The sequence below is a fragment of the Flavobacterium sp. LMO8 genome, assembly GCF_009495755.1.
Lineage (GTDB): Bacteria > Bacteroidota > Bacteroidia > Flavobacteriales > Flavobacteriaceae > Flavobacterium.
Genome location: NZ_WIBJ01000031.1, coordinates 445,567 through 466,785, shown reverse-complemented (window position 1 = coordinate 466,785; position 21,219 = coordinate 445,567). Strand labels below are relative to the sequence as shown.

The following is a 21,219-nucleotide window of genomic DNA, read 5'->3' as shown; positions in this document are numbered from 1 at the left end:
CTAAAAAACCTTCGCAATGCGAAGGTTTTTTTTCGTTTTATATCCAAAAATATTAGTAACGACTTCTTGTTGAGTTTTCTCTATTGTTAGAGTAACCGCCTCTACTTCCACCTGAATTACGATCGAAGCTTCTTCTTTCGCCTTCTGGTTTTGGTTCAGATTTGTTAACAACGATTTTTCTACCTTCGATAGTTCCACCGTTTAATTCGTCGATTGCTTTTTGAGCCTCAGCATCATTAGCCATTTCAACAAATCCAAATCCTTTACTTCTTCCGGTAAATTTGTCAGAGATAATTTTAACTGATTCAACAGCTCCATACTCTTCAAAATAACCTCTTAAATCTGCTTCCTCTACACTGAAAGGAAGACTTCCTACAAAAATGTTCATCTATGAAAAATTTAATTCCTTACAAAGGTAGGCTATTTAATGTTGTGAAAAGGTTAAACTTTGATTTATTTTCAAAAACAGCTGTTTTTTGCTAAAAAATTAAAAATCAAAAGGTTAGTTTTTTGAAAAGTTATGAATTTTTTAGAAAATTTTGAACAAAAAAGACAACCATTCGATTGTCTCTTTTCAATAGTTCAGATTTTAATTATTTACAACCCGTCATTTCATAGTAAGCGCGTTCTACGTCTTCTTGATGCGTTGGGTGTGCAATTTTAACTAATTCGGTAACACGTTGTTTTAAAGTTTTACCATATAAATCAGCAATTCCGTTTTCGGTTATGATATAATGAACGTGTGCTCTTGTGGTTACTACTCCAGCACCTTGTTTTAAATAGGGCACTATTCTACTTTCGCCTCTTTTCGTAATCGAAGGCAACGCAATAATTGCTTTTCCTCCATCACTTAATGATGCTCCACGAATAAAATCCATTTGACCTCCTACTCCAGAATACATGGAACTTCCAATAGAATCGGCACAAACTTGACCGGTTAAATCCACTTCAATAGCAGAATTTATAGAAACCATTCTTGGATTTTTACGAATGCGAGCCGTATCATTCACCATAGAAGATTCTTTCATTTCGATAAATGGATTATCATTTACAAAATCGTACAAGCGTTTAGAACCAATTAAAAAAGTTGCCAAAGCTCTTCCGCGTAAAGTTCCTTTGTAATTACAATTGATTACATCGTTTTCAATTAAATCAATAACACCATCTGAAAACATTTCGGTGTGTAAACCTAAATCTTTGTGATTCGTTAATTTACTCAAAGCTGCATTTGGAATCGAACCAATTCCCATTTGAAGCGTACTTTTATTTTCTATTAACGAAGCCACGTAACTTCCAATTTTTTCTTCTTCTATCGTGAACGGTGTTACCTCGTGTGCATAAATTGGCACATTTACTTCTACTAAATAATCAATTTCTGAAACGTGCATAATTCCATCACCAAAAGTTCTTGGCATATTTGGATTCACTTGTGCTATAACCGTTTTTGCATTTTCAATCGCTGCAACTGTTGCTTCTACAGAAACCCCTAACGAACAATAACCATGACTATCTGGAGGTGAAACATGAATAAAAGCCACATCAAGTTTTACTACATTTTTACGAAATAACAATGGTAATTCACTCAAAAAAACCGGTGTATATGAACCATTTCCCGCTTTTAACGTATGACGCACATTGGCTCCAATAAAAAAGGAATTCACGTGAAAACTTTCAGCCAACTCAGGATTAGCATAAGGCGCATCACCTTCGGTGTGTAAATGACAAACTTCTACATTTCTAAGCTCAGAAGCTCTATCTGTTAATGCTTTTGTTAAGATTGTTGGTGTAGCTGCTGCAGCTTGAACGTAAACTCTGTCTCCACTTTTTACTACTTGTACAGCTTCCGCTGCGGTTACATACTTTCCCATACCTAATGAAATTTATGCTTCAAATTTACGTTGGAATTTAAGCATAAAATATGATAATTCTCATTTTAAAGTACGAAGTTAGAAGTTAGAATTACGATTTGAAAATGTAAGTTTTGAAATTAAAGTTGTTCTTGAAATTGAAATTGAACTTGAATTTGTATTTTTGCCTCGAAATTTTGCATTATGATTGTAATTAAAACCTTAGAAGAAATAGAATTAATGCGCGAAAGTGCTTTAATAGTTTCTAAAACATTAGGAATGATTGCTAAGGAAATTAAACCTGGCGTAACTACTTTATATTTAGACAAATTAGCGGAAGATTTTATTCGTTCGCATGGAGCTGAGCCTGCATTTTTAGGAATGTATGGATTCCCAAATTCGCTTTGTATGAGCCCAAATACGCAAGTGGTTCATGGCATTCCCAATAATGTTCCATTACAAGATGGAGATATTATTTCAGTTGATTGTGGCGCTTTAAAAAATGGTTTTTATGGTGATCACGCTTATACTTTTGAGGTTGGAGAAGTAGCTACTGAAACAAAAAAACTATTACAAGTTACCAAAGAATCATTATACGTTGGTATTCGTGAAACTAAAGTTGGAAATAGAGTTGAAGATATCGGACATGCTATTCAACATTATTGCGAAAGTCATGGTTATGGAGTTGTTCGTGAATTGTGCGGACATGGTTTAGGAAGAAAAATGCACGAAGATCCAGAAGTTCCTAATTATGGGAAACGAGGTCGCGGAAAAAAATTAGTCAACGGAATGGTAATCGCAATCGAACCGATGATTAATCAGGGAACTAAAAACATCAAACAACATAAAGACGGCTGGACAATTACAACTGCCGACGGAAAACCAAGTGCTCACTTTGAACACGATGTTGCTATTGTAAATGGGAAACCTGAATTGTTATCCACTTTTGCTTACATATATGATGCTTTAGGAATTGTGAGTAATGAAGAAGATGGATTGAGACAAAAACCATTGGTGCTATAACACAGAGATTCACAAAGAAATCACAGAGATTCGCAAAAAATGCTAAAAATGAATGAACTTAGTGAAGAATTAAATAACTTGTCTTACCAAATAATTGGTTGCGCTATTGAAGTTCACAGAATACTTGGTCCAGGACTTTTAGAATCAGCTTATCAAAATTGTTTGATTTTTGAGCTTAAAAAAGTAGGCTTAAAAGTTGAAAAAGAAATTAGCTTACCAATCACTTACAAAAGTATTGAATTAGATCATGGTTATAGAATTGATTTACTTGTGAATAATCAAATTGTAATTGAATTAAAAACAGTTGAAGAATTAACAGATGTTCATAAAGCTCAAGTATTAACCTACTTGAAACTTGGCAATTTTCCTTTAGGGCTCTTAATTAACTTTCATTCTAAAATTCTAAAAAATAATATTAAACGATATATAAACACATAAAAAATTCGTGAAACTCTGTGAAACTTTGCGAGTCTCTGTGTAATAACCTATGAAAAAACTTTTCAAACTTATATTAAATACCATTCCTCGTCCGATATTGATTCGATTGAGTATTGTAGTACGTCCAGTTTTAGCTTTTTTATTAAAGGGAAGTCGTTTTACGGATCCAATTGATGGCAAAAGCTTTCGCATGTTTTTACCTTATGGCTATGGAACACAACGAAACAACGTTTTATCGCCAAGTACGCTTTCATTGGAAAGACATCGTTTATTGTGGTTGTATTTACAAAACGAAACCGATTTCTTTTCAGCCTCAAAAAAAGTATTACACTTTGCACCTGAACAAGAATTTTACAAGCGTTTTAAAAAACAATCAAATTTAGATTATACAACTACCGATTTATTTTCACCTTTGGCTGATGTAAAAGCAGATATTTGTAATTTACCTTTTGAAGATAATTCATATGATATGATTTTATGTAATCATGTTTTGGAACACATTCCAGATGACACGAAAGCCATGCAAGAATTATATCGTGTTTTAAAACCAGGTGGAATGGGAATCTTTCAAATACCACAAGATTTATCAAGAGCCACCACTTTTGCAGATGATTCGATAACTGACCCAAAAGAAAGAGCTAAAATCTTCGGACAATATGATCACGTTAGAGTTTATGGTAGAGATTACTTTGATAAACTAAGAAGCATTGGATTTAAAGTAGAAGAAGTAGATTACACCAAAACAATTGCTCCAGAATTAGTAGAAAAATATTGTTTAGCAAAAGGAGAAATTATTCCGGTTTGCTATAAATAAAAAAAGGCTTTCGATTTGAAAGCCTTTTTTATTACTCTTTGATTAATTTATTAAAATTCTCTGTAGTAAAACGTTGCATTTTATTATTTGAATCTGCATATAAAAGCATCACATATAATTCTGGATGTTTTTGTAAGAACAACTTACTTTCTTCTAAACTCATTAACATAAATGCTGTAGCATAACCATCAGACAAACCAGATGATTTTGATAAAACGGTTGCACTTAATACATTATTTTTTTGTGCTAAACCTGTTTTTGGATTGATTATATGAACAAATTTTTCTCCTGTTTTTTCGTCAATCATTACTTTTCTATAATTTCCAGAGGTTGCCATTCCAAGATTTTCTAAATTTACTTTAGCTATTAAAGTGCGTTCTTCTGGCTTTTGTAAAGGATCGTCTATTCCTACAACCCAATTTTTATTCTCAATCGTGTTTTTACCCAAAGCAAATAGTTCACCGCCAATTTCTACAATGGCATTTTCAATTCCTTTCGATTTTAAATAGTTAACCACTACATCAACCGAATAACCTTGCGCAATTGCATTAAAATCGATAAAAGTTTGGCTGTATTTTTTTGAAATGGTTTTGTTGGCATTTAAAGTAATTTTATCAAAACCAACAAACTGTAACAAACTATCTATTTGCCTTGGTGACAAATCTTGTTGCTGCTTGTTAGGACCAAAACCATAAGCATTCACTAAAACACCGATTGTTGGGTCAAACAAACCATTAGTTTCTATGTGAATTTGATTTGAAATTTGGAATGTTTCTATAAAAAAATTATCGACTACAACCGTTGAATCTCCTGAATTGATTTTAGAAATTTTAGAATCAGGTCGGTAAGTGGAAAGTGATAAATCGAATGCAGTTAACAATGAATCAATTTGATTTTTGGTTACTTTTTCTTCAGCTGCAATATATTTTACAGAATAAGTACTCCCTTGCGCCTCACCTTGGATAGTATAAAAATCTGAGTTTTCATTACATGAAATGAATAAAAATGCTACTATTAGAAAACTACAAAATCTCTTTAATTCCTTCATAATTTAAAATATAATCTTGATTTTTTAAAATCGGTTTTTCGAAATCTTCTGCGTTGGCAAAACCTACTCCTGCATACAACACTTTAGCTTTTTTTCCTTTGGCGTGATTGATGAAAGTTTCCATAAACAAAACATCGTATTCGGCAGGATTATCAGGATACGTAACGGCTTTGAGCATTACAAAATGTAAGGTATTCGTAGGTTTATCAACGCAAACAAATTGTGGGTGTTTTTTCAATTGACTATTAATGGCAATGAACTCAAATCCTTGCTTTTCTAGTTCTTTTCCAACGTGATTCATCGCCAAATGATGTAAGTCTTGTAATGATAATGGTTCCATAATACAAAGGTAGTTATTCTATTTGAAAGCATAAAAAAACCGACTCATTTCTGAATCGGTTTTGGTATTTAAAATTTGGATTAACCTCCAAAGTCGTCAAATCTAATGTTTTCTGGGTCTAAACCGAAGTCTTCACCCATTTTTTGAACTGCTTTGTTCATCATTGGTGGGCCACAGAAATACAATTCAATATCTTCTGGATTATCGTGTTTTGATAAATAATTATCAATTACCACATTGTGAATAAATCCTACGAATCCGTCACCTTCTCCGTCGATTCCTTCTTTCACTTTCCAGTTATCTTCTGGTTGTGGTTCAGATAAAGCCAAATAGAATTTAAAGTTTGGAAAATCTTTCTCTAACGCTCTGAAATGGTCTGTATAGAACAATTCACGTTTAGAACGACCTCCGTACCAATAGGTAACTTTTCTTCCTGTTTTAACTGTACGGAATAAGTGGTATAAGTGCGAACGCATTGGCGCCATACCAGCTCCACCACCTACATACAACATTTCTGCTTCTGATTCGTTGATGAAGAATTCTCCGTAAGGTCCTGAAACTACTACTGGATCACCTGCTTTTCTTGAGAACACGTATGAAGAAGCAATACCTGGGTTTACTTTCATCCAATCGTTTGTAGCTCTATCAAAAGGAGGCGTTGCAATACGAACGTTCAACATAATTTTTCTTCCTTCCGCTGGGTAAGAAGCCATTGAGTAAGCTCTTTCTACCAATTCGTCATTTTTCATAACTAATGGCCACAATTTGAACTTATCCCATTCTGCCTTGAATTTTTCTGGATCACCAGGATGTTCTTCTGGGTGCGCCATAATATCCATATCTGAGAATTTAACTTCACATTTAGGGATTTCAATTTGGATATATCCACCTGCTTCGTAGTGCATATCTTCTGGCAACTCAACAATAAATTCTTTAATAAAAGAAGCTACGTTGTAGTTAGAATATACTTTTGCTTCGAATTTTTTAATACCAAAAACTTCTTCTGGTACTTCGATAACCATATTAGACTTCACTTTTACTTGACATCCTAAACGCCAACCATCAGCTAATTCTTTTCTGCTAAAATGCGGTATTTCTGTTGGAAGTGCTTCACCACCACCATCAATAACTTTACATTTACACTGAATACAAGTTCCACCACCACCACATGCAGATGGTAAGAAAATTTTAGAACCTCCTAAAGTAGATAATAAAGAACTTCCCGAACTTACTTCAATTTCGTTTTCTCCGTTAATTTTAATTTTAACTGGTCCGGATGGAACTAATTTTGCTTTAGCAAACAAAATAACAGCAACCAAAATCAATAATAAAACCAAAAAGGCAATTACCGTGGTACTGATTAAACCAGTTGTACTTACTTCTAGTGCTATCATAATTATTGTTGAACGGTTTTTGTTAATGAATCTGTTTTTGTTTCTAAAGCAGTAGAATCTGTTGCTACTTGATTAGTTTCTACTGTTTCAGCAGGAGTTACATTTTCTACAACTTCTTTCTTAGGTGCTTCATCACCACCAGTTAACATCCCTCCAAAAGACATGAAACCAATAGCCATTAATCCGGTTAAAATAAACGTCATACCTAAACCTCTAAACACAGGTGGTACATTTGAATATCTAATTTTTTCTCTAATTGCACCAATTGCTAAAATAGCTAAGAACCATCCAATTCCAGAACCTACACCATAAACAGTAGCTTCAGTAATGTTATTGAATTCTTTTTGTTGCATAAATAAAGAACCTCCTAAAATGGCACAGTTTACAGCAATAAGCGGTAAGAAAATACCTAAAGAGTTATATAAAGCAGGAGCGAATTTTTCAACAACCATTTCAACTAATTGTACCATTGTAGCAATCGTAGCAATAAACAAAATGAAGGTTAAGAAACTTAAATCGTATTCTGCATATTCTTCTCCTAACCAAACTAAAGCGCCTGGGCGAAGAATATATTGATCTAATAAGTAGTTTAAAGGAACTGTAACCAACATTACGAAGACAACAGCAGCACCTAAACCAACAGCGGTTGATACTTTTTTAGAAACCGCTAAGTACGAACACATTCCTAAGAATGTTGCGAATACCATATTATCAATAAAAATTGATTTTAAAAATAATTGTAATAATTCCATTTTCTTAGTGTGTTTCTATTAAACTTTTATTTCTTGAACGTTGGAAACCAATGATAAGTCCTAATGTAATTAACGCCATTGGTGCTAACAACATAAAACCATTGTTTTCATAACCTAATGCATAAAGTCCTGTTTTTTCTACTGGATCACCAAATACTGGGAAACCAAATAATTTTCCAGAACCTAATAATTCTCTGAAGAAACCTACAATAACCAAAATTAAAGCGTAACCAGAAGCATTACCAACTCCGTCAAGGAATGATTTCCATGGTCCATTTCCTAAAGCAAATGCTTCAAAACGTCCCATGATAATACAGTTTGTAATGATTAATCCAACAAATACTGAAAGTTTCTTTGCTAAATCAGGCACATATGCTTTTAATGTTAAGTCTACCAAAATTACTAATGCAGCAGCGATAACTAATTGAGCAATAATACGAATTGAACTTGGAATAAGGTTACGTAATAAAGAAATAACAACATTTCCAGCTCCTAAAACGAATATTACTGAAAGCCCCATAATAACAGATGCTTTTAGTTCGGCTGTAATTGCAAGTGCAGAACAAATTCCTAATACTTGAACAGTAACTGGATTGTTATCTGTTAAAGGATCTTTTAATAAACCTATGTTTTTCTTTGAAAACAATGGTTCAGACTGTGTTTTATTTTCTGCCATTTTTATTTTTTTAAAGTTTCAAAATAAGGTAAATAAGAGCGTATACCAGAGTTAATCATTGCTCCAACACCGTTCCCAGTAATTGTAGCACCTGAAATAGCATCTACCTGATTGTCTTTTTTATCCTGATTGTTTGGATCTGCATTTGATTTTGAAATTTCAACTCCTTTAAATGTGTTTGAAGCATCGTAAATGAATTCTCCTTTAAAATCGTCTGTAAAAAAAGTTTCAGTAATGTTTGCACCTAAACCAGGTGTTTCACCTTTATGGTCAAAATACACTCCACTTATGCTTTTTAAATCGTCATTCAAAGCAATATATCCCCAAATTGCATCCCATAGACCGTTACCTCTAACTGGTAAAATATAAATTGTTTTACCATCTTTTTCAGCAACAAATAATGGTAATCTTTGAACACCACCGTTTTTTGCAATATCTAATTCTTTTTTTACATCAATTAAATATGCTTTATCATCGTCAGAAACTTCAGTTCCTTTGATAACTTTTTGAGATTTGATGTATTTTTCAAACATTTCAGTAGCATTGCTTCTTTCGGCAGGCACACCTATTGCTGATAATATATCGATTTGTGCTTTAACTTGATCGTTTTTAACACGTAGGTCTTTTGTAAAATTTGCAAAGAATGCCAACAATGAACCTACAACAACTACCATAACCAATGAGAAAATGATAGTATAACTATTTGAATCTGTACGTTTTGCTGACATAATTAAGTAGTTTTAACTTTTAAACGTTTCATTCTTCTTTTTACATTGGCTTGAACCACATAGTGATCAATAGTAGGCGCAAACACGTTCATTAATAGAATTGCCATCATTACTCCTTCTGGGTAAGCAGGATTGAAAACTCTGATTAAAATACTGAACAATCCAATTAAGAATCCATAAATAATTTTACCTGTACTTGTTTGTGCAGCAGAAACTGGGTCTGTTGCCATAAAAACAATACCAAATGCAATACCTCCAACTAATAAATGTTGCCAAAATGGAAAATTCATTAAACTATAGAATTTACTTCCTTCTACAATTACTCCAGAATCAACTAATCCATTAAATATTAATCCCATTACAGCGGCACCAATAACTGCAGAAAGCATGATTCTTGCGCTTCCAATTCCTGTTAGAATTAAAAAAGCAGCTCCTACTAAAATTAAAAGTGTAGAAGTTTCTCCAATAGAACCTGGAATAAATCCTGCAAACATATCTTGCCAAGAATGCATAACTTCTTTATTAGCAGCTAATGCTCCTAAAATAGTTTCACCTGAAATTGCGTCAGTTCCAGCAGCATTTTTTACTCCATCAACTGCACCATGAACCCATACTTTATCTCCAGACATCCAAGCCGCCCAGTTAAAGAACAAGAACGCACGAATGGTTAAAGCTGGATTTAAAATATTCATACCAGTTCCTCCGAATAATTCTTTACCAATAACTACTCCAAAAGCAACAGCAACAGCTAACATCCATAAAGGAAGGTCTACCGGCATAATCAAAGGCACTAACATACCTGTAACTAAGTATCCTTCTTCTACTTCGTGTTTTTTTACGGTAGCAAAAATGAATTCAATTCCTAATCCTACTCCATAAGAAACCAACAACATTGGTAATACTTTTTTAAGTCCAACGATTAAATTATCCATCGTTAAGAACTCAGCTGTACCATTAATTTGAAGGTAGTGTTGATATCCTGCATTGAACATACCAAATATCAAAACTGGTATCATTGCCATAATTACAGTATTCATCACACGTTTTAAATCGGTAGCATCTTTTACGTGCGTTCCACCATGTGTTGTCATGTTTGGCAAATAAAGAAAAGTATGTAACGCATTGAATCCTTGTTCAAATTTTGTTCCTCTATACTTCTCTTTTAAATTATGTAAATTTTGTTTTAATCCCATTTTTGTGATTTTATAAATTTATAAGATTAACCAACTTCTTTTATCATTACATCTAATCCGTGTCTCACAATTCTTTGGTGATCTTGCTTAGATACACAAATGTATTCTGTTAATGCAAAATCTTCTGGAGCTACTTCATAAATCCCTAAAGCTTCCATTTGATCAATATCATTAACTAAAATAGATTTTAATAATTGAATTGGATAGATATCTAAAGAAAATACTTTTTCATAATCACCTGTTAATACAAAAGCACGATGTTCACCATTAGTATTGGTATTCAAATCGTATTTTTTATTTGGCGTTAAGAATGAAAACATATTTGCTCTATACACACTAAACTTATTTGGACGTGGAATATTCCAACCAAAGAAATCATAATCATCACCTTCTGGAATTGCCGTAAACATATTGTGGTAAAAACCTAAGAAACCATCTTTCGATTTTTGTTCACCTGTTAGAACATCTCCGTTGATAATTCTGAAATTCCCTTCTTTTAAATTACCAGCAAGTACATCAGTAATTTGGGCACCAATGATAGCTGTAACATATGATGGATTTTCAAATCCTGTTCCTGCTAAAGCTAAAACTCTTTTAGCATTGAATTTACCTGTTAAAAACAATTCTCCAATTACAGCAACATCTTCCATTTGCACTACCCAAACTTTTTCGCCTTTATTGATAGGATCAATTTTAGCGATTTGAGTTGAAACTAATCCAACAGGATGCAAACCTGAACCTTTGTGAAGCACAAAAGCATCCGATTGAGGTAAATAATCTGCTTTTTTCTTAGCTGTTACATGAACTTTACCTGAAGTTAATTTAGCCAAAGCCTCAAAACCTGCTTTTAAGAATTCTTTCTTATCCGCTAATGTAAAATCCAAATCAGCCTCTAATGGCGCAGAATTAATTCCAGAAACAAAAATAGCTTTAGGCGAATCGGCTGAATTAGCAATCACATCATACGGACGTTGATTGATAAATGGCCAACAACCTGAAGCTAACAAATGTGCTTTTACTTCTTCTGTTGATAAATCGTTAGGATTTTTCTTGCTATGCTCAACGAAAACATCTTGAGAATCTGCAGCAATAAGAATCTCTAAAATGACTCTTTTTTCACCACGTTTGATTTCTTGAATTTTTCCGCTTACAGGAGCAACAAACTTAACTTTCTCATCTGATTTAGAATAGAAAATTACTTCTCCCGCTTTAACGTTATCTCCTTCTTTTACTACCATTTTCGGAGTTACACCATGGAAGTCAGAAGGTTTAACAGCATAGACTTTCGAGCGAGTGGTATCAGCTATCTTTTGAGCCGCTTCACCCTTCAACTTAAGGTCTAAACCTTTTTTAATTCGAATGTCTTTTGACATATTTTTGAAGATATGATTGTTAAAAAATTTACTATAAAACGTGCAAATTTAATCAAATACATAACACCTTACCAAAAATAAAGACGGAGATTTGATTTATTTATAATTAATCTAAATTGCAAATTACTAATAAATCAAAAGGAATTACGTTTGTACCTAAAGTTTTACTATTTTTACGTCTTTATAGGTACAAAAATGAACAAAATTGCTTTCATAATTTCTTTTTTTTATTTTCAATTTATTTTCTCACAAGCAGGAATTGAACAAGAACCTACATTTAATATCAAAACCATTTCATTTCGTATAAATGGTAATAATGTTATTCCGTTTTTTAAACTCGGCGAAACTTTTGAATTGAGTTTTGATGATTTATACGGAGACGAAGCTGATTACTATTATACTATAACGCAATACAACTACGATTGGTCTGCTCCATCTGATTTAGGAAAAGTTGAATATCTAAACGGAATGGACAATCAGCGTATTATTACTTACGAAAATTCCTTCAACACTTTGCAATTGTATTCGCATTACAAACAATTTTTTCCTAATAGATTCAATCAAATTACAAAAAGCGGCAACTACATGATTACTGTTTTAAATGATGAAAGCGAAATTGTATTTTCAAGAAGAGTTGTGATTTATGAAGAACAAGTATCAGTAGGTTTACTAGTTAGAAGAGCTCGTGATTTTGACAGCATCAATGAAAAACAGAACATTGAAATGACAATAAATTACGGAGACAGAATACTTCAAAATCCAATTCAAAATGTAAAAGTTACTCTTTTTCAAAACGGAAATTGGAAAACCAGTCTTTCTAACATTAAACCACAATACACTTTAGGTTCAGAATTAATTTACAGATACAATAAGGAAACTCAATTTTGGGCAGGTAATGAAGCATATAGCATTGACAACAAAATAATCAGAGGAACTAATAACACAGTAGCAAAAGTGACTTCTGGCGAAAATATATACAATACCTTTTTATATGTAAACACGCCAAGGAAAAATGTTCCTTATACTTATTTTCCAGATATTAATGGCAACTTTTTTATTCAGAATGCTAATAGTGCAAATCCGCAAGTTGAAGCTGATTATTCTTGGGTATACTTTGCGCTTAACACACTAAATTTAGCAGACAAAAACATTTACATTGTGGGTATGTTCAACAATTATGCGTTAACGGATGAATACAAAATGGAGTTTAATAAAAATTCTGGATTGTACGAAAAAGCAATTTTATTAAAACAAGGATTTACTAATTACCAATACGTCATTACCGATAAATCCGGAAAAGTAGATTACGAAAATGCTGTTGATGGCAATTTCTTTCAAACAGAAAATAATTATACTGCAATTGTATATTATAGAGGAAATAACGACCGATACGACAGAGTAATTGGAATTGCAAACACAAACAGTGAAGTTATCCGAAATTAAGAATGAGCAGAAAAGACATAAAATACAGAGGAACTCAGTGTATCAACTGTGAAACAGCTTTGGATATTAGTGAAAAATATTGTCATCACTGTGGTCAATTAAATTCAACAAAAAAACTAGAAATTAGAGATTTTATTGAAGAGTTTTTCGCTAATTTTTATGCGTACGATTCCAGATTACGCAACTCAATCATTTCTATTTTCACAAAACCAGGAGTTTTAGCTCGTGAATTTAACGAAGGCAAAAGACATACATATGCTAATCCGTTTCGATTGTTTTTGAGTGTTTCGCTAATTCTTTTTATAACATTTAATTTTGTAGAAGGAGACAGGAGTCCAAACAATGTTGACCCCTTAGTTGTTGATAATGAATTAACAGAGAATCAAAAGCAAGATTTAAAAAAACTCGACAGCTTATCAATAAAAGCAATAGGCAAAAATTCAAATGTAAAAGGATTAATTAGTAGTTTAAATAGAAAAGAAATCAATCATAACAGAGACTCTATTTATACCAAACAATTTATAGATGAAAATATTTCTTCAGGATTAAAACCAGTCATTTACACTGTTCTTTCTTTTCGAAATTTTAACAGAAAATATCCAGAAAAAACTACTGAACATGCTTTAAAAGAACTAGGACACGAAGTTACTTTTTATACTAAAACCTTATTTAATAAATCTAAACTTTTCAAATCAAACGATATTGAAGGTGAAGTTTTCGATTACTTTTACCAAAAACTTCCGTTTTTTATTTTTCTTTCTTTACCCATATTAACACTTATGTTTTGGTTGATTTTTTATTCCAAAAAAATTAATTACACCGAACATTTAGTCTTTTCTTATACGTTTTTTTCTTTTATATTTATGTGTTTAATGATATTTAATCTTATATCATTATTAAATGACAATGTTGCCACATTCATTGAAGGAATCTCATTTGCATTTTTATTCCCAATTTATTTCTATAAATCTTTAAGAAATTTTTATCAACAAAGCCGTTGGATAACTGTTTTAAAATTCTTAATTTTGAATCCGCTATTCTTTTTATTCTTAAGTATTTGCACTTTAATTATGATGCTAATAGGAATAATTTTATTTTAACATATGGTAAGTCAAATTACAAAAGGCATAAAGATTTCAGTTTTAACTAGTTTTGAAGGTACTTACTTCAAAAACTATAAGATTCACTTTGCCTTTGCGTATCATGTTACTATCGAAAACCAAAGTAAAGATTCGGTACAATTAACCACTCGTCATTGGGAAATTTACGATGCATTAAATAATATTGAAGTAGTAGATGGGGAAGGTGTTATTGGAAAAAAACCAGTAATAAAACCAGGTGAAAGCTATACTTATTCTTCTGGATGCTTACTTTCTTCTCCTATTGGCGCCATGAAAGGCTATTTCAACATGGTAAACTTTACCTCAACTAGAAGTTTTAGAGTTACCATCCCTACTTTCAAGTTAAGTGCTCCTTTTGCTATTAATTAACTTTCATTTCAGCTAAGTAACTTTTGTTATCGATTATTCAAAATATACTTTGTATTTTTGTATTCGTTTAATAAAAACTAGTAAATCAACACACAAAATTGTCTAATTTTCACTCAAGGACTTTGTCCGAAATGAGCGAAGCTAAAATTCAAAACCATGTTAAAAGGATTTTTTAATGTCCCAAAAGCGGTTAACGAACCCGTAAAATCGTACGCACCAGGTTCTCCTGAAAGAGCAGCCGTTGCAGCAACTTATACAAAAATGTGGAATTCTCAAGTAGAAGTTCCTTTATATATTGGTAGCGAAGAAATCAAAACGGGCGATACCAAAAAAATGTCAGCACCACATGATCACCAACATATCGTAGGTATTTATCATCAAGCAGACAGAGCTTTAGTTGAAAAAGCAATTACCGAAGCATTAGAAGCTCGCAAAAAATGGGCAGCTATGGCTTGGGAAAACAGAGCTGGAATTTTCTTAAAAGCAGCTGAATTATTAGCAGGTCCATACCGTGCTAAAATCAATGCAGCAACTATGATTGCACAATCAAAAACCATTCACCAAGCAGAAATTGACTCCGCTTGTGAGTTGATTGACTTTTTACGTTACAACGTAGAATTCATGACTAAAATTTATGCAGATCAGCCAGCTTCTACATCAGACATGTGGAACCGAGTTGAATACAGACCATTAGAAGGTTTTGTATATGCAATTACACCTTTCAACTTTACAGCTATCGCAGGTAATTTACCGTCAAGCGCTGCATTAATGGGGAATGTTGTGGTTTGGAAACCAGCTGCAACACAAGTATATTCTGCTAATGTAATTATGCAAGTTTTCAAAGAAGCAGGTTTACCAGATGGTGTTATCAATATGGTAATGGGTGATTCTGGAATGGTTTCTGACGTAGTTTTATCAAGCCCACATTTAGCTGGAGTTCACTTTACAGGTTCGACTGGTGTTTTCAATGATATTTGGAAAACTATCGGAAATAATATCGCTACTTATAAAACATATCCAAGAATCGTTGGAGAAACAGGTGGAAAAGATTTCATCATTGCTCATCCATCAGCAAATCCAGCACAAGTTGCAGTAGGAATTGCTCGTGGTGCTTTTGAGTTCCAAGGACAAAAATGTAGTGCTGCATCTCGTGTATATATACCACAAAGTTTATGGCCAGCAGTTCAAGCGAAATTAGAAGCGGATTTGAAATCAATGAAAATGGGTTCTCCTGAAGACATGAGTAATTTTATTACAGCAGTTATTTCAGAAGCTTCATTTGATAAATTAGCACGTTATATTGACCAAGCTAAAAATGATAGCGATGCTGAAATAATCATGGGTGGAAATTATGATAAATCAAAAGGATATTTCATTGAACCTACGGTTATCTTAACTACAAATCCAAAATACAACACAATGTGTACGGAATTATTCGGACCAGTAGTTACGATTTATATTTACGAAGATGCGAAATGGTCAGAAACATTAAAATTAGTAGACGAAACTTCAGAATACGCTTTAACAGGTGCGGTATTTAGCCAATGTCGTTATGCGGTGGAAGAAGCAACCGTAGCGTTACAAAATGCAGCAGGAAACTTCTACATCAACGACAAACCAACAGGTGCTGTTGTAGGAATGCAACCATTTGGAGGAGCAAGAGGTTCTGGAACTAACGATAAAGCAGGTTCATCACAAAACTTATTGCGTTGGGCTTCTGTTAGAACAATTAAAGAAACATTCGTAACACCAGAAGATTATAAATATCCGTTTTTAGGATAATTCAAAGTACGAAGCAAAAAGCACAAAAAGGGTTAAGATTTGTTTTCTTAACCCTTTTTATTTTTAATTAATATAGCTTATAAATTTCGTCAAAATCAACATAAGCATCTCTACTTAATGTAAATATTTGATTATCATTTTCGTCCAAAATCAAACCAATACTGCAATCTTTTTTAGGAAAATAAATTTGATATATTCTTCCATCACTTAAAGTAATTCCATAAGTTTTTATTGAGTCATCAGATTCAATAGAATTTTGAGTATAATCATAATTTATTGATTTTCCTAAACTATCCAACAGAGTCATTTTTTTAGGAAAAAATTCAATTTCCAATTTATTCTCTTCTTTATCTAGGGCTTTCCATTTTCCTCTGTAAATATCAGAACCTTCACAAGAAAAGAGAAAAGAAAACAAAAAAACTAAAATAATTTTTTTCATAGAAAACACTAATCTTTAATAAAACTACTTCTTATACTTCAACGGCAAATGCACCACTTTCTTAGTTTCAAAAAACTCATCCGAAAAGAAATCCGACAAATTATATTCAGTAGCTTTTGGAAAAGCTTTTAATTCTTCAGTTAAATCGCCGCCTTTTAGATATAAAATTCCGTTGGCTAATTCGTGATTCTGCTTTTTTGAAACTTTATCATCGACCCATTTTACAAAATCAGGCATATTAGTTACGGCGCGACTTACAATAAAATCAAATTCTTGTTTGACTAATTCGGCACGTTTTTGTTCAGCTTTAACGTTTTTTAAGCCTAAACCGGCAGCAACTTCATTCACTACTTTGATTTTTTTCGCAATAACATCAATCAAATAAAAATCAACTTCTGGATCCAAAATCGCCAATGGAATTCCAGGAAAACCACCACCCGTTCCCACATCCATAATCTTAGAACCTGGACGGAATTCAATAATTTTTGCAATTCCTAACGAATGCAAAACGTGACGCGTGTATAATTCGTCGATATCTTTTCTTGAAATTACATTAATTTTAGCATTCCAATCTTCATATAATGATTGTAATTTTTGAAACTGAAGTATTTGATTATCAGATAAATCAGGAAATTGCTTTAAAATGGCTTCCATTCGTTAAATTTTGCACAAAAATACGCTTTTTAGTGAATAAAAAATGACGAATATCATAAATGAAAAAATTATAATAATTATCTTTGACAAAATTTGAATAGAATATTTATGAGTACCACAACCCCAATTTTCTCAAAAGAAGATAATCTGAAGTTTTTCAGAACATTAAATAAAAGAGTAAACGATTATTTTAAAGAAAATAAAATTGACAAAACAGGAAACTGGAAACTTCACTTGAAAACGATTGTAATGTTTGGTCTTTTCCTTACACCATACTTCTTTTTACTTGCAATGGATATGCCTTTTTGGACCTATTTATTACTTAACGTAGTAATTGGAATTGGAATGGCTGGAGTAGGAATGAATGTAATGCACGATGGTAATCATGGTGCTTATTCAAACAAGTCTTGGGTAAACAAATTAATGGGCGGAAGTATCTACATCTTAGCTGGAAATGTGTATAACTGGCAAGTACAACATAACGTTTTACACCACACGTATACCAACATTATTGGTCACGATGAAGATTTAGAAGCGGGAAGAATTTTACGTTTTTCTAAAACAGCTAAATGGTACAGCCACCACAGATTCCAACATTATTATTCTGTTTTCTTATACGGATTACTAACATTTAACTGGGCTATCACAACTGATTTCCTTCAAATGAAACGTTACTTAAAAAGAAATTTATCGTATGGTGAATTCAAAAAACCAACCATTCTTTGGACAACATTAGTCATTACAAAAATAATCTACTTTTCAATTTGGTTAGTTTTACCAATGGTTTTAGGAGTTACTTGGTGGAAAGTTATTTTAGGTTTTGCTGTAATGCATTATACTGCGGGATTAATCTTGAGTGTAGTATTCCAATTAGCACACGTTGTAGAAGATACTATCAATCCGATTCCAGATGAAAGTGGAGAAATCGAAAACACTTGGGCAATTCACCAATTGTTTACAACGGCAAACTTCGCACCAAAAAATTGGATTGTAAATTATTATACAGGTGGATTAAATCACCAAATTGAACACCATATTTTCCCAAATATCAGTCACATTCATTACAACAAAATTGCTGAAATTGTAAAACAAACGGCAGCAGAGTGTAACTTACCGTATCACGAGTTCAAAACTACTCGATCGGCCATCGCTTCTCACTTCAAGCATTTGAGAGAACTAGGAAGAAAACCACAATTAGCATAATAAAGAAGAGACGCGAGGAATCGCGTCTTTTGTATTAACTATAATAACTAACACACAATGAACCCGTTATCGGACAGAATCAACAACTTAGCCGTTTCGCAAACATTAGCAATGGCTGCTTTAGCAAGAGAATTAAAAGCACAAGGAAAAGACATTATTAGCTTAAGTTTAGGAGAACCAGATTTCAATACTCCAGACTATATTAAAGAAGCTGCAAAAAAAGCAATTGATGACAACTATTCTGCTTACACACCAGTAGAAGGTTATGCAGAATTAAAAGAAGCTATTTGCAAAAAACTCAAAAGAGATAATAACTTAAATTATTCACCATCTCAAATTGTTGTTTCTACAGGAGCAAAACAATCTTTATACAATATTGCACAAGTAATGCTAAATGATGGTGACGAAGTTATTTTGCCTGCACCATATTGGGTTTCATATTCAGAAATTGTGAAATTATCTGGAGGTGTTCCTGTTGAAGTTCCAACTTCTATCGAAACTAACTTTAAGATTACTCCTGCGCAATTAGAAGCTGCTATTACTCCAAAAACTAAAATGATGTGGTTTAGCTCTCCTTGTAATCCTTCTGGAATGATTTATAGCAAAACAGAATTAGAAGGATTGGTTGAAGTATTAAAAAAACACCAACATGTTTATGTAGTTTCAGATGAAATTTATGAGCATATAAATTATACTGGTTCATATTGTAGTATAGGTTCAATTCCAGGGATGGAAAACAACACGATTACAGTTAACGGTGTAGCAAAAGCGTTTGCAATGACTGGCTGGAGAATTGGCTATTTAGGAGCACCCGAATTTATTGCAAAAGCATGTACAAAAATTCAAGGACAAGTTACTTCTGGAGCTAATTCTATTGCACAACGCGCTACTATTGCAGCAATTGAAGCAGATCCTTCAGAAATCAAGTACATGGTTGATGCGTTTGAGTATCGTAGCAAATTGGTTTACGATTTATTAAACGAAATTCCAGGTTTTAAAGTAACGCGTCCAGAAGGAGCTTTTTATTTCTTCCCAGATGTATCGGCTTATTTTGGAAAAACGATCAAAGGAACCGAAATCAAAGATGCAAATGATTTTGCAATGTACTTATTAGCCGAAGCAAATGTTGCAACAGTAACCGGAGATGCATTTGGTAATCCAAATTGTATCCGTCTATCTTATGCCACTAGCGAAGAGCTATTAAGAGAAGCAGTTAAAAGAATTAAAGAAGCAGTAGCTTAATAAATATGCCCCAAGTTTCTTGGGGCTTTTTTAAAAAAAATTATGAATAAAAAAATCGTATTACTAGGATCAGGAGAACTTGGAAAAGAGTTTGTTATTGCTGCCCAACGAATAGGTCAAACAGTTATTGCTGTAGACAGTTATGAAAATGCCCCTGCTATGCAAGTTGCAGATAGCTTTGAAGTAATTAACATGTTAGATGGTACTGAATTAGACAGAATAATTGCAAAACACAATCCTGATTTTATTGTTCCTGAAATCGAAGCCATTCGTACAGAACGATTTTATGATTATGAAAAACAAGGAATAACAGTTGTTCCATCTGCTAAAGCGGCAAACTTTACTATGAATAGAAAAGCTATTCGAGATTTAGCAGCCAAAGACTTAGGGCTAAGAACAGCAAAATATCAATACGCAACTACTGCCGAAGAATTAAAATTGAGTGTTGAAGCAGTTGGAATTCCATGTGTTGTTAAACCGTTAATGAGTTCATCTGGCAAAGGACAATCAACTATAAAATCGGAAGAAGATATTGAAAAAGCATGGAAATATGCCGTTGAAGGTTCTCGTGGCGATGTTGTTGAAGTAATAGTGGAAGCTTTCGTAGACTTTCATTCTGAAATTACCTTATTAACTGTTACCCAAAACAACAATCCAACTTTGTTTTGTGCACCAATTGGACACAGACAAGAAAGAGGTGATTATCAAGAAAGTTGGCAACCAGCAAAAGTTTCAGATGCAGATCTAGCTGATGCTCAAGACATGGCTAAAAAAGTGACCGAAGCATTAGGTGGTGCTGGTCTTTTTGGTGTTGAATTTTTTCTAACAAATGAAGGCGTTTACTTTTCAGAATTATCACCAAGACCTCATGATACTGGAATGGTAACTTTAGCCGGAACACAAAATTTTAACGAATTTGAATTGCATTTACGTGCTATCTTAAGTTTACCAATTATAGAAATTACATTGGAAAGAAATGGGGCTAGTGCAGTAATTTTAGCATCTGAAAACTCAACCAATCCTACTTTTTCTGGAATTGAAGATATTGCAGGATTACCAAAAACCGACTTCAGATTGTTTGGTAAACCAACATCAAGACCTTACAGAAGAATGGGCGTTGCTTTAACTTATGACACCGTAAATAGCTCCGTTCAAGAAGTTGTTGAAAAGGCAAAATATGCTTCCAGCTTAGTTAAAGTTCATTCGTAAAACACAAAAAAACTTCTTAGAATTAGAAATCTTGGATTTTTTGTATGAACTTTGCACACTTTTTTTCGGTAATTCCCGAAAGATTAAAGATTTACAAATGAAATCGCCACAATAAAAAGATTGCGTAAGCA

General features: G+C 32.9%; 22 protein-coding genes. 10 read left to right on the top strand and 12 right to left on the bottom strand.

The features are described 5' to 3' along the window. Positions 1 to 52: 52 nt before the first annotated feature. Both GFJ94_RS10080 and GFJ94_RS10075 read right to left on the bottom strand, forming a co-directional pair. The gene (locus GFJ94_RS10080; RefSeq protein WP_153201406.1) at positions 53 to 388 is read right to left on the bottom strand and encodes an RNA-binding protein; all 336 of its coding nucleotides are present in this window, start codon (positions 386 to 388) and stop codon (positions 53 to 55) included. A gap of 205 nt (positions 389 to 593) precedes the next feature. Next, positions 594 to 1,868, bottom strand: a complete 1,275-nt coding sequence (locus GFJ94_RS10075) for an acetyl-CoA hydrolase/transferase family protein (protein WP_153201405.1) — start codon at positions 1,866 to 1,868, stop codon at positions 594 to 596. Between the two features lie 183 nt (positions 1,869 to 2,051). Here GFJ94_RS10075 and map point away from each other — a divergent pair, with 183 nt between their 5' ends. The 3 genes from map to GFJ94_RS10060 are packed head-to-tail and all read left to right on the top strand — an operon-like array spanning position 2,052 to position 4,122. Next, positions 2,052 to 2,870 carry a type I methionyl aminopeptidase gene (gene map / locus GFJ94_RS10070; RefSeq protein WP_153201404.1) on the top strand — a complete coding sequence of 273 codons (819 nt, stop codon included), beginning with the start codon at positions 2,052 to 2,054 and terminating at the stop codon, positions 2,868 to 2,870. Positions 2,871 to 2,918: 48 nt separating this feature from the next. After that, entirely contained in the window at positions 2,919 to 3,308 is a 390-nt protein-coding gene (locus GFJ94_RS10065; RefSeq protein WP_153201403.1) for a GxxExxY protein, read from the top strand. 49 nt (positions 3,309 to 3,357) lie between these two features. Then, entirely contained in the window at positions 3,358 to 4,122 is a 765-nt protein-coding gene (locus tag GFJ94_RS10060) for a class I SAM-dependent methyltransferase (RefSeq protein WP_153201402.1), read from the top strand. A 31-nt stretch (positions 4,123 to 4,153) separates the two neighbouring features. Here the strand turns inward: GFJ94_RS10060 and GFJ94_RS10055 are convergent, their stop codons facing one another. From GFJ94_RS10055 to GFJ94_RS10020, 8 genes are all read right to left on the bottom strand, one after another. Continuing rightward, complete coding sequence (locus GFJ94_RS10055) at positions 4,154 to 5,170, bottom strand: FAD:protein FMN transferase (RefSeq protein WP_153201401.1); 1,017 nt, start codon at positions 5,168 to 5,170, stop codon at positions 4,154 to 4,156. Next, positions 5,145 to 5,510, bottom strand: a complete 366-nt coding sequence (locus GFJ94_RS10050; RefSeq protein WP_153201400.1) for a Na(+)-translocating NADH-quinone reductase subunit F — start codon at positions 5,508 to 5,510, stop codon at positions 5,145 to 5,147. The genes GFJ94_RS10055 and GFJ94_RS10050 overlap by 26 nt, the downstream gene beginning before the upstream one ends. Positions 5,511 to 5,590: 80 nt before the next feature. Beyond that, a complete protein-coding gene (gene nqrF, locus GFJ94_RS10045) occupies positions 5,591 to 6,904 on the bottom strand; it encodes an NADH:ubiquinone reductase (Na(+)-transporting) subunit F (protein WP_153201399.1) in 1,314 nt (437 codons plus the stop codon). A gap of 2 nt (positions 6,905 to 6,906) precedes the next feature. Next, positions 6,907 to 7,656 (bottom strand): NADH:ubiquinone reductase (Na(+)-transporting) subunit E, encoded by a 750-nt coding sequence (gene nqrE, locus GFJ94_RS10040; RefSeq protein WP_153201398.1) that lies wholly within the window; start codon positions 7,654 to 7,656, stop codon positions 6,907 to 6,909. A gap of 4 nt (positions 7,657 to 7,660) precedes the next feature. Further along, positions 7,661 to 8,332, bottom strand: a complete 672-nt coding sequence (locus GFJ94_RS10035; protein ID WP_153201397.1) for an NADH:ubiquinone reductase (Na(+)-transporting) subunit D — start codon at positions 8,330 to 8,332, stop codon at positions 7,661 to 7,663. 2 nt (positions 8,333 to 8,334) lie between these two features. Further along, a complete protein-coding gene (gene nqrC / locus GFJ94_RS10030; RefSeq protein ID WP_153201396.1) occupies positions 8,335 to 9,060 on the bottom strand; it encodes an NADH:ubiquinone reductase (Na(+)-transporting) subunit C in 726 nt (241 codons plus the stop codon). 2 nt (positions 9,061 to 9,062) lie between these two features. Continuing rightward, the gene (locus GFJ94_RS10025; protein ID WP_153201395.1) at positions 9,063 to 10,253 is read right to left on the bottom strand and encodes an NADH:ubiquinone reductase (Na(+)-transporting) subunit B; all 1,191 of its coding nucleotides are present in this window, start codon (positions 10,251 to 10,253) and stop codon (positions 9,063 to 9,065) included. Between the two features lie 26 nt (positions 10,254 to 10,279). Beyond that, positions 10,280 to 11,626 carry a Na(+)-translocating NADH-quinone reductase subunit A gene (locus GFJ94_RS10020; RefSeq protein ID WP_153201394.1) on the bottom strand — a complete coding sequence of 449 codons (1,347 nt, stop codon included), beginning with the start codon at positions 11,624 to 11,626 and terminating at the stop codon, positions 10,280 to 10,282. 195 nt (positions 11,627 to 11,821) lie between these two features. On the opposite strand from GFJ94_RS10020, the gene GFJ94_RS10015 reads away from it, so the two are divergent. The 4 genes from GFJ94_RS10015 to pruA all read left to right on the top strand — a co-directional run bounded on the left by GFJ94_RS10015 (position 11,822) and on the right by pruA (position 16,341). Continuing rightward, positions 11,822 to 13,069 carry a DUF5103 domain-containing protein gene (locus GFJ94_RS10015; RefSeq protein WP_153201393.1) on the top strand — a complete coding sequence of 416 codons (1,248 nt, stop codon included), beginning with the start codon at positions 11,822 to 11,824 and terminating at the stop codon, positions 13,067 to 13,069. A 2-nt stretch (positions 13,070 to 13,071) separates the two neighbouring features. Beyond that, entirely contained in the window at positions 13,072 to 14,169 is a 1,098-nt protein-coding gene (locus tag GFJ94_RS10010) for a DUF3667 domain-containing protein (protein ID WP_153201392.1), read from the top strand. Between the two features lie 3 nt (positions 14,170 to 14,172). Continuing rightward, positions 14,173 to 14,559, top strand: coding sequence for a Co2+/Mg2+ efflux protein ApaG (apaG, locus tag GFJ94_RS10005; protein WP_153201391.1), 387 nt, complete (start codon positions 14,173 to 14,175; stop codon positions 14,557 to 14,559). 156 nt (positions 14,560 to 14,715) lie between these two features. Next, entirely contained in the window at positions 14,716 to 16,341 is a 1,626-nt protein-coding gene (gene pruA, locus GFJ94_RS10000; RefSeq protein ID WP_153201390.1) for an L-glutamate gamma-semialdehyde dehydrogenase, read from the top strand. A 67-nt stretch (positions 16,342 to 16,408) separates the two neighbouring features. On the opposite strand, the gene GFJ94_RS09995 is transcribed toward pruA, so the two are convergent. Together GFJ94_RS09995 and rsmG are read right to left on the bottom strand one after the other, a co-directional pair. After that, positions 16,409 to 16,780: a hypothetical protein gene (locus GFJ94_RS09995; protein WP_153201389.1), complete on the bottom strand. Its 372-nt coding sequence runs from the start codon at positions 16,778 to 16,780 to the stop codon at positions 16,409 to 16,411. A 24-nt stretch (positions 16,781 to 16,804) separates the two neighbouring features. Further along, positions 16,805 to 17,434, bottom strand: coding sequence for a 16S rRNA (guanine(527)-N(7))-methyltransferase RsmG (gene rsmG, locus GFJ94_RS09990; RefSeq protein WP_153201388.1), 630 nt, complete (start codon positions 17,432 to 17,434; stop codon positions 16,805 to 16,807). 108 nt (positions 17,435 to 17,542) lie between these two features. Here rsmG and GFJ94_RS09985 point away from each other — a divergent pair, with 108 nt between their 5' ends. The 3 genes from GFJ94_RS09985 to purT are packed head-to-tail and all read left to right on the top strand — an operon-like array spanning position 17,543 to position 21,088. Further along, entirely contained in the window at positions 17,543 to 18,637 is a 1,095-nt protein-coding gene (locus GFJ94_RS09985; protein WP_153201387.1) for an acyl-CoA desaturase, read from the top strand. A 57-nt stretch (positions 18,638 to 18,694) separates the two neighbouring features. Further along, the gene (locus GFJ94_RS09980; RefSeq protein WP_153201386.1) at positions 18,695 to 19,879 is read left to right on the top strand and encodes a pyridoxal phosphate-dependent aminotransferase; all 1,185 of its coding nucleotides are present in this window, start codon (positions 18,695 to 18,697) and stop codon (positions 19,877 to 19,879) included. Between the two features lie 42 nt (positions 19,880 to 19,921). Next, a complete protein-coding gene (gene purT, locus GFJ94_RS09975; RefSeq protein WP_153201385.1) occupies positions 19,922 to 21,088 on the top strand; it encodes a formate-dependent phosphoribosylglycinamide formyltransferase in 1,167 nt (388 codons plus the stop codon). The last annotated feature ends 131 nt before the right edge of the window (positions 21,089 to 21,219 follow it).

Coding starts and splice junctions, on each gene's coding strand:
- nqrE (WP_153201398.1), bottom strand. CDS start 7,656: ATGGAATTATTACAATTATTTTTAAAATCAATTTTTATTGATAATATG.
- nqrC (WP_153201396.1), bottom strand. CDS start 9,060: ATGTCAGCAAAACGTACAGATTCAAATAGTTATACTATCATTTTCTCA.
- GFJ94_RS09985 (WP_153201387.1), top strand. CDS start 17,543: ATGAGTACCACAACCCCAATTTTCTCAAAAGAAGATAATCTGAAGTTT.
- GFJ94_RS09995 (WP_153201389.1), bottom strand. CDS start 16,780: ATGAAAAAAATTATTTTAGTTTTTTTGTTTTCTTTTCTCTTTTCTTGT.
- purT (WP_153201385.1), top strand. CDS start 19,922: ATGAATAAAAAAATCGTATTACTAGGATCAGGAGAACTTGGAAAAGAG.
- map (WP_153201404.1), top strand. CDS start 2,052: ATGATTGTAATTAAAACCTTAGAAGAAATAGAATTAATGCGCGAAAGT.
- GFJ94_RS09980 (WP_153201386.1), top strand. CDS start 18,695: ATGAACCCGTTATCGGACAGAATCAACAACTTAGCCGTTTCGCAAACA.
- GFJ94_RS10050 (WP_153201400.1), bottom strand. CDS start 5,510: ATGGAACCATTATCATTACAAGACTTACATCATTTGGCGATGAATCAC.
- pruA (WP_153201390.1), top strand. CDS start 14,716: ATGTTAAAAGGATTTTTTAATGTCCCAAAAGCGGTTAACGAACCCGTA.
- GFJ94_RS10060 (WP_153201402.1), top strand. CDS start 3,358: ATGAAAAAACTTTTCAAACTTATATTAAATACCATTCCTCGTCCGATA.
- GFJ94_RS10015 (WP_153201393.1), top strand. CDS start 11,822: ATGAACAAAATTGCTTTCATAATTTCTTTTTTTTATTTTCAATTTATT.
- GFJ94_RS10020 (WP_153201394.1), bottom strand. CDS start 11,626: ATGTCAAAAGACATTCGAATTAAAAAAGGTTTAGACCTTAAGTTGAAG.
- GFJ94_RS10010 (WP_153201392.1), top strand. CDS start 13,072: ATGAGCAGAAAAGACATAAAATACAGAGGAACTCAGTGTATCAACTGT.
- rsmG (WP_153201388.1), bottom strand. CDS start 17,434: ATGGAAGCCATTTTAAAGCAATTTCCTGATTTATCTGATAATCAAATA.
- GFJ94_RS10075 (WP_153201405.1), bottom strand. CDS start 1,868: ATGGGAAAGTATGTAACCGCAGCGGAAGCTGTACAAGTAGTAAAAAGT.
- nqrF (WP_153201399.1), bottom strand. CDS start 6,904: ATGATAGCACTAGAAGTAAGTACAACTGGTTTAATCAGTACCACGGTA.
- GFJ94_RS10035 (WP_153201397.1), bottom strand. CDS start 8,332: ATGGCAGAAAATAAAACACAGTCTGAACCATTGTTTTCAAAGAAAAAC.
- GFJ94_RS10025 (WP_153201395.1), bottom strand. CDS start 10,253: ATGGGATTAAAACAAAATTTACATAATTTAAAAGAGAAGTATAGAGGA.
- apaG (WP_153201391.1), top strand. CDS start 14,173: ATGGTAAGTCAAATTACAAAAGGCATAAAGATTTCAGTTTTAACTAGT.
- GFJ94_RS10080 (WP_153201406.1), bottom strand. CDS start 388: ATGAACATTTTTGTAGGAAGTCTTCCTTTCAGTGTAGAGGAAGCAGAT.
- GFJ94_RS10065 (WP_153201403.1), top strand. CDS start 2,919: ATGAATGAACTTAGTGAAGAATTAAATAACTTGTCTTACCAAATAATT.
- GFJ94_RS10055 (WP_153201401.1), bottom strand. CDS start 5,170: ATGAAGGAATTAAAGAGATTTTGTAGTTTTCTAATAGTAGCATTTTTA.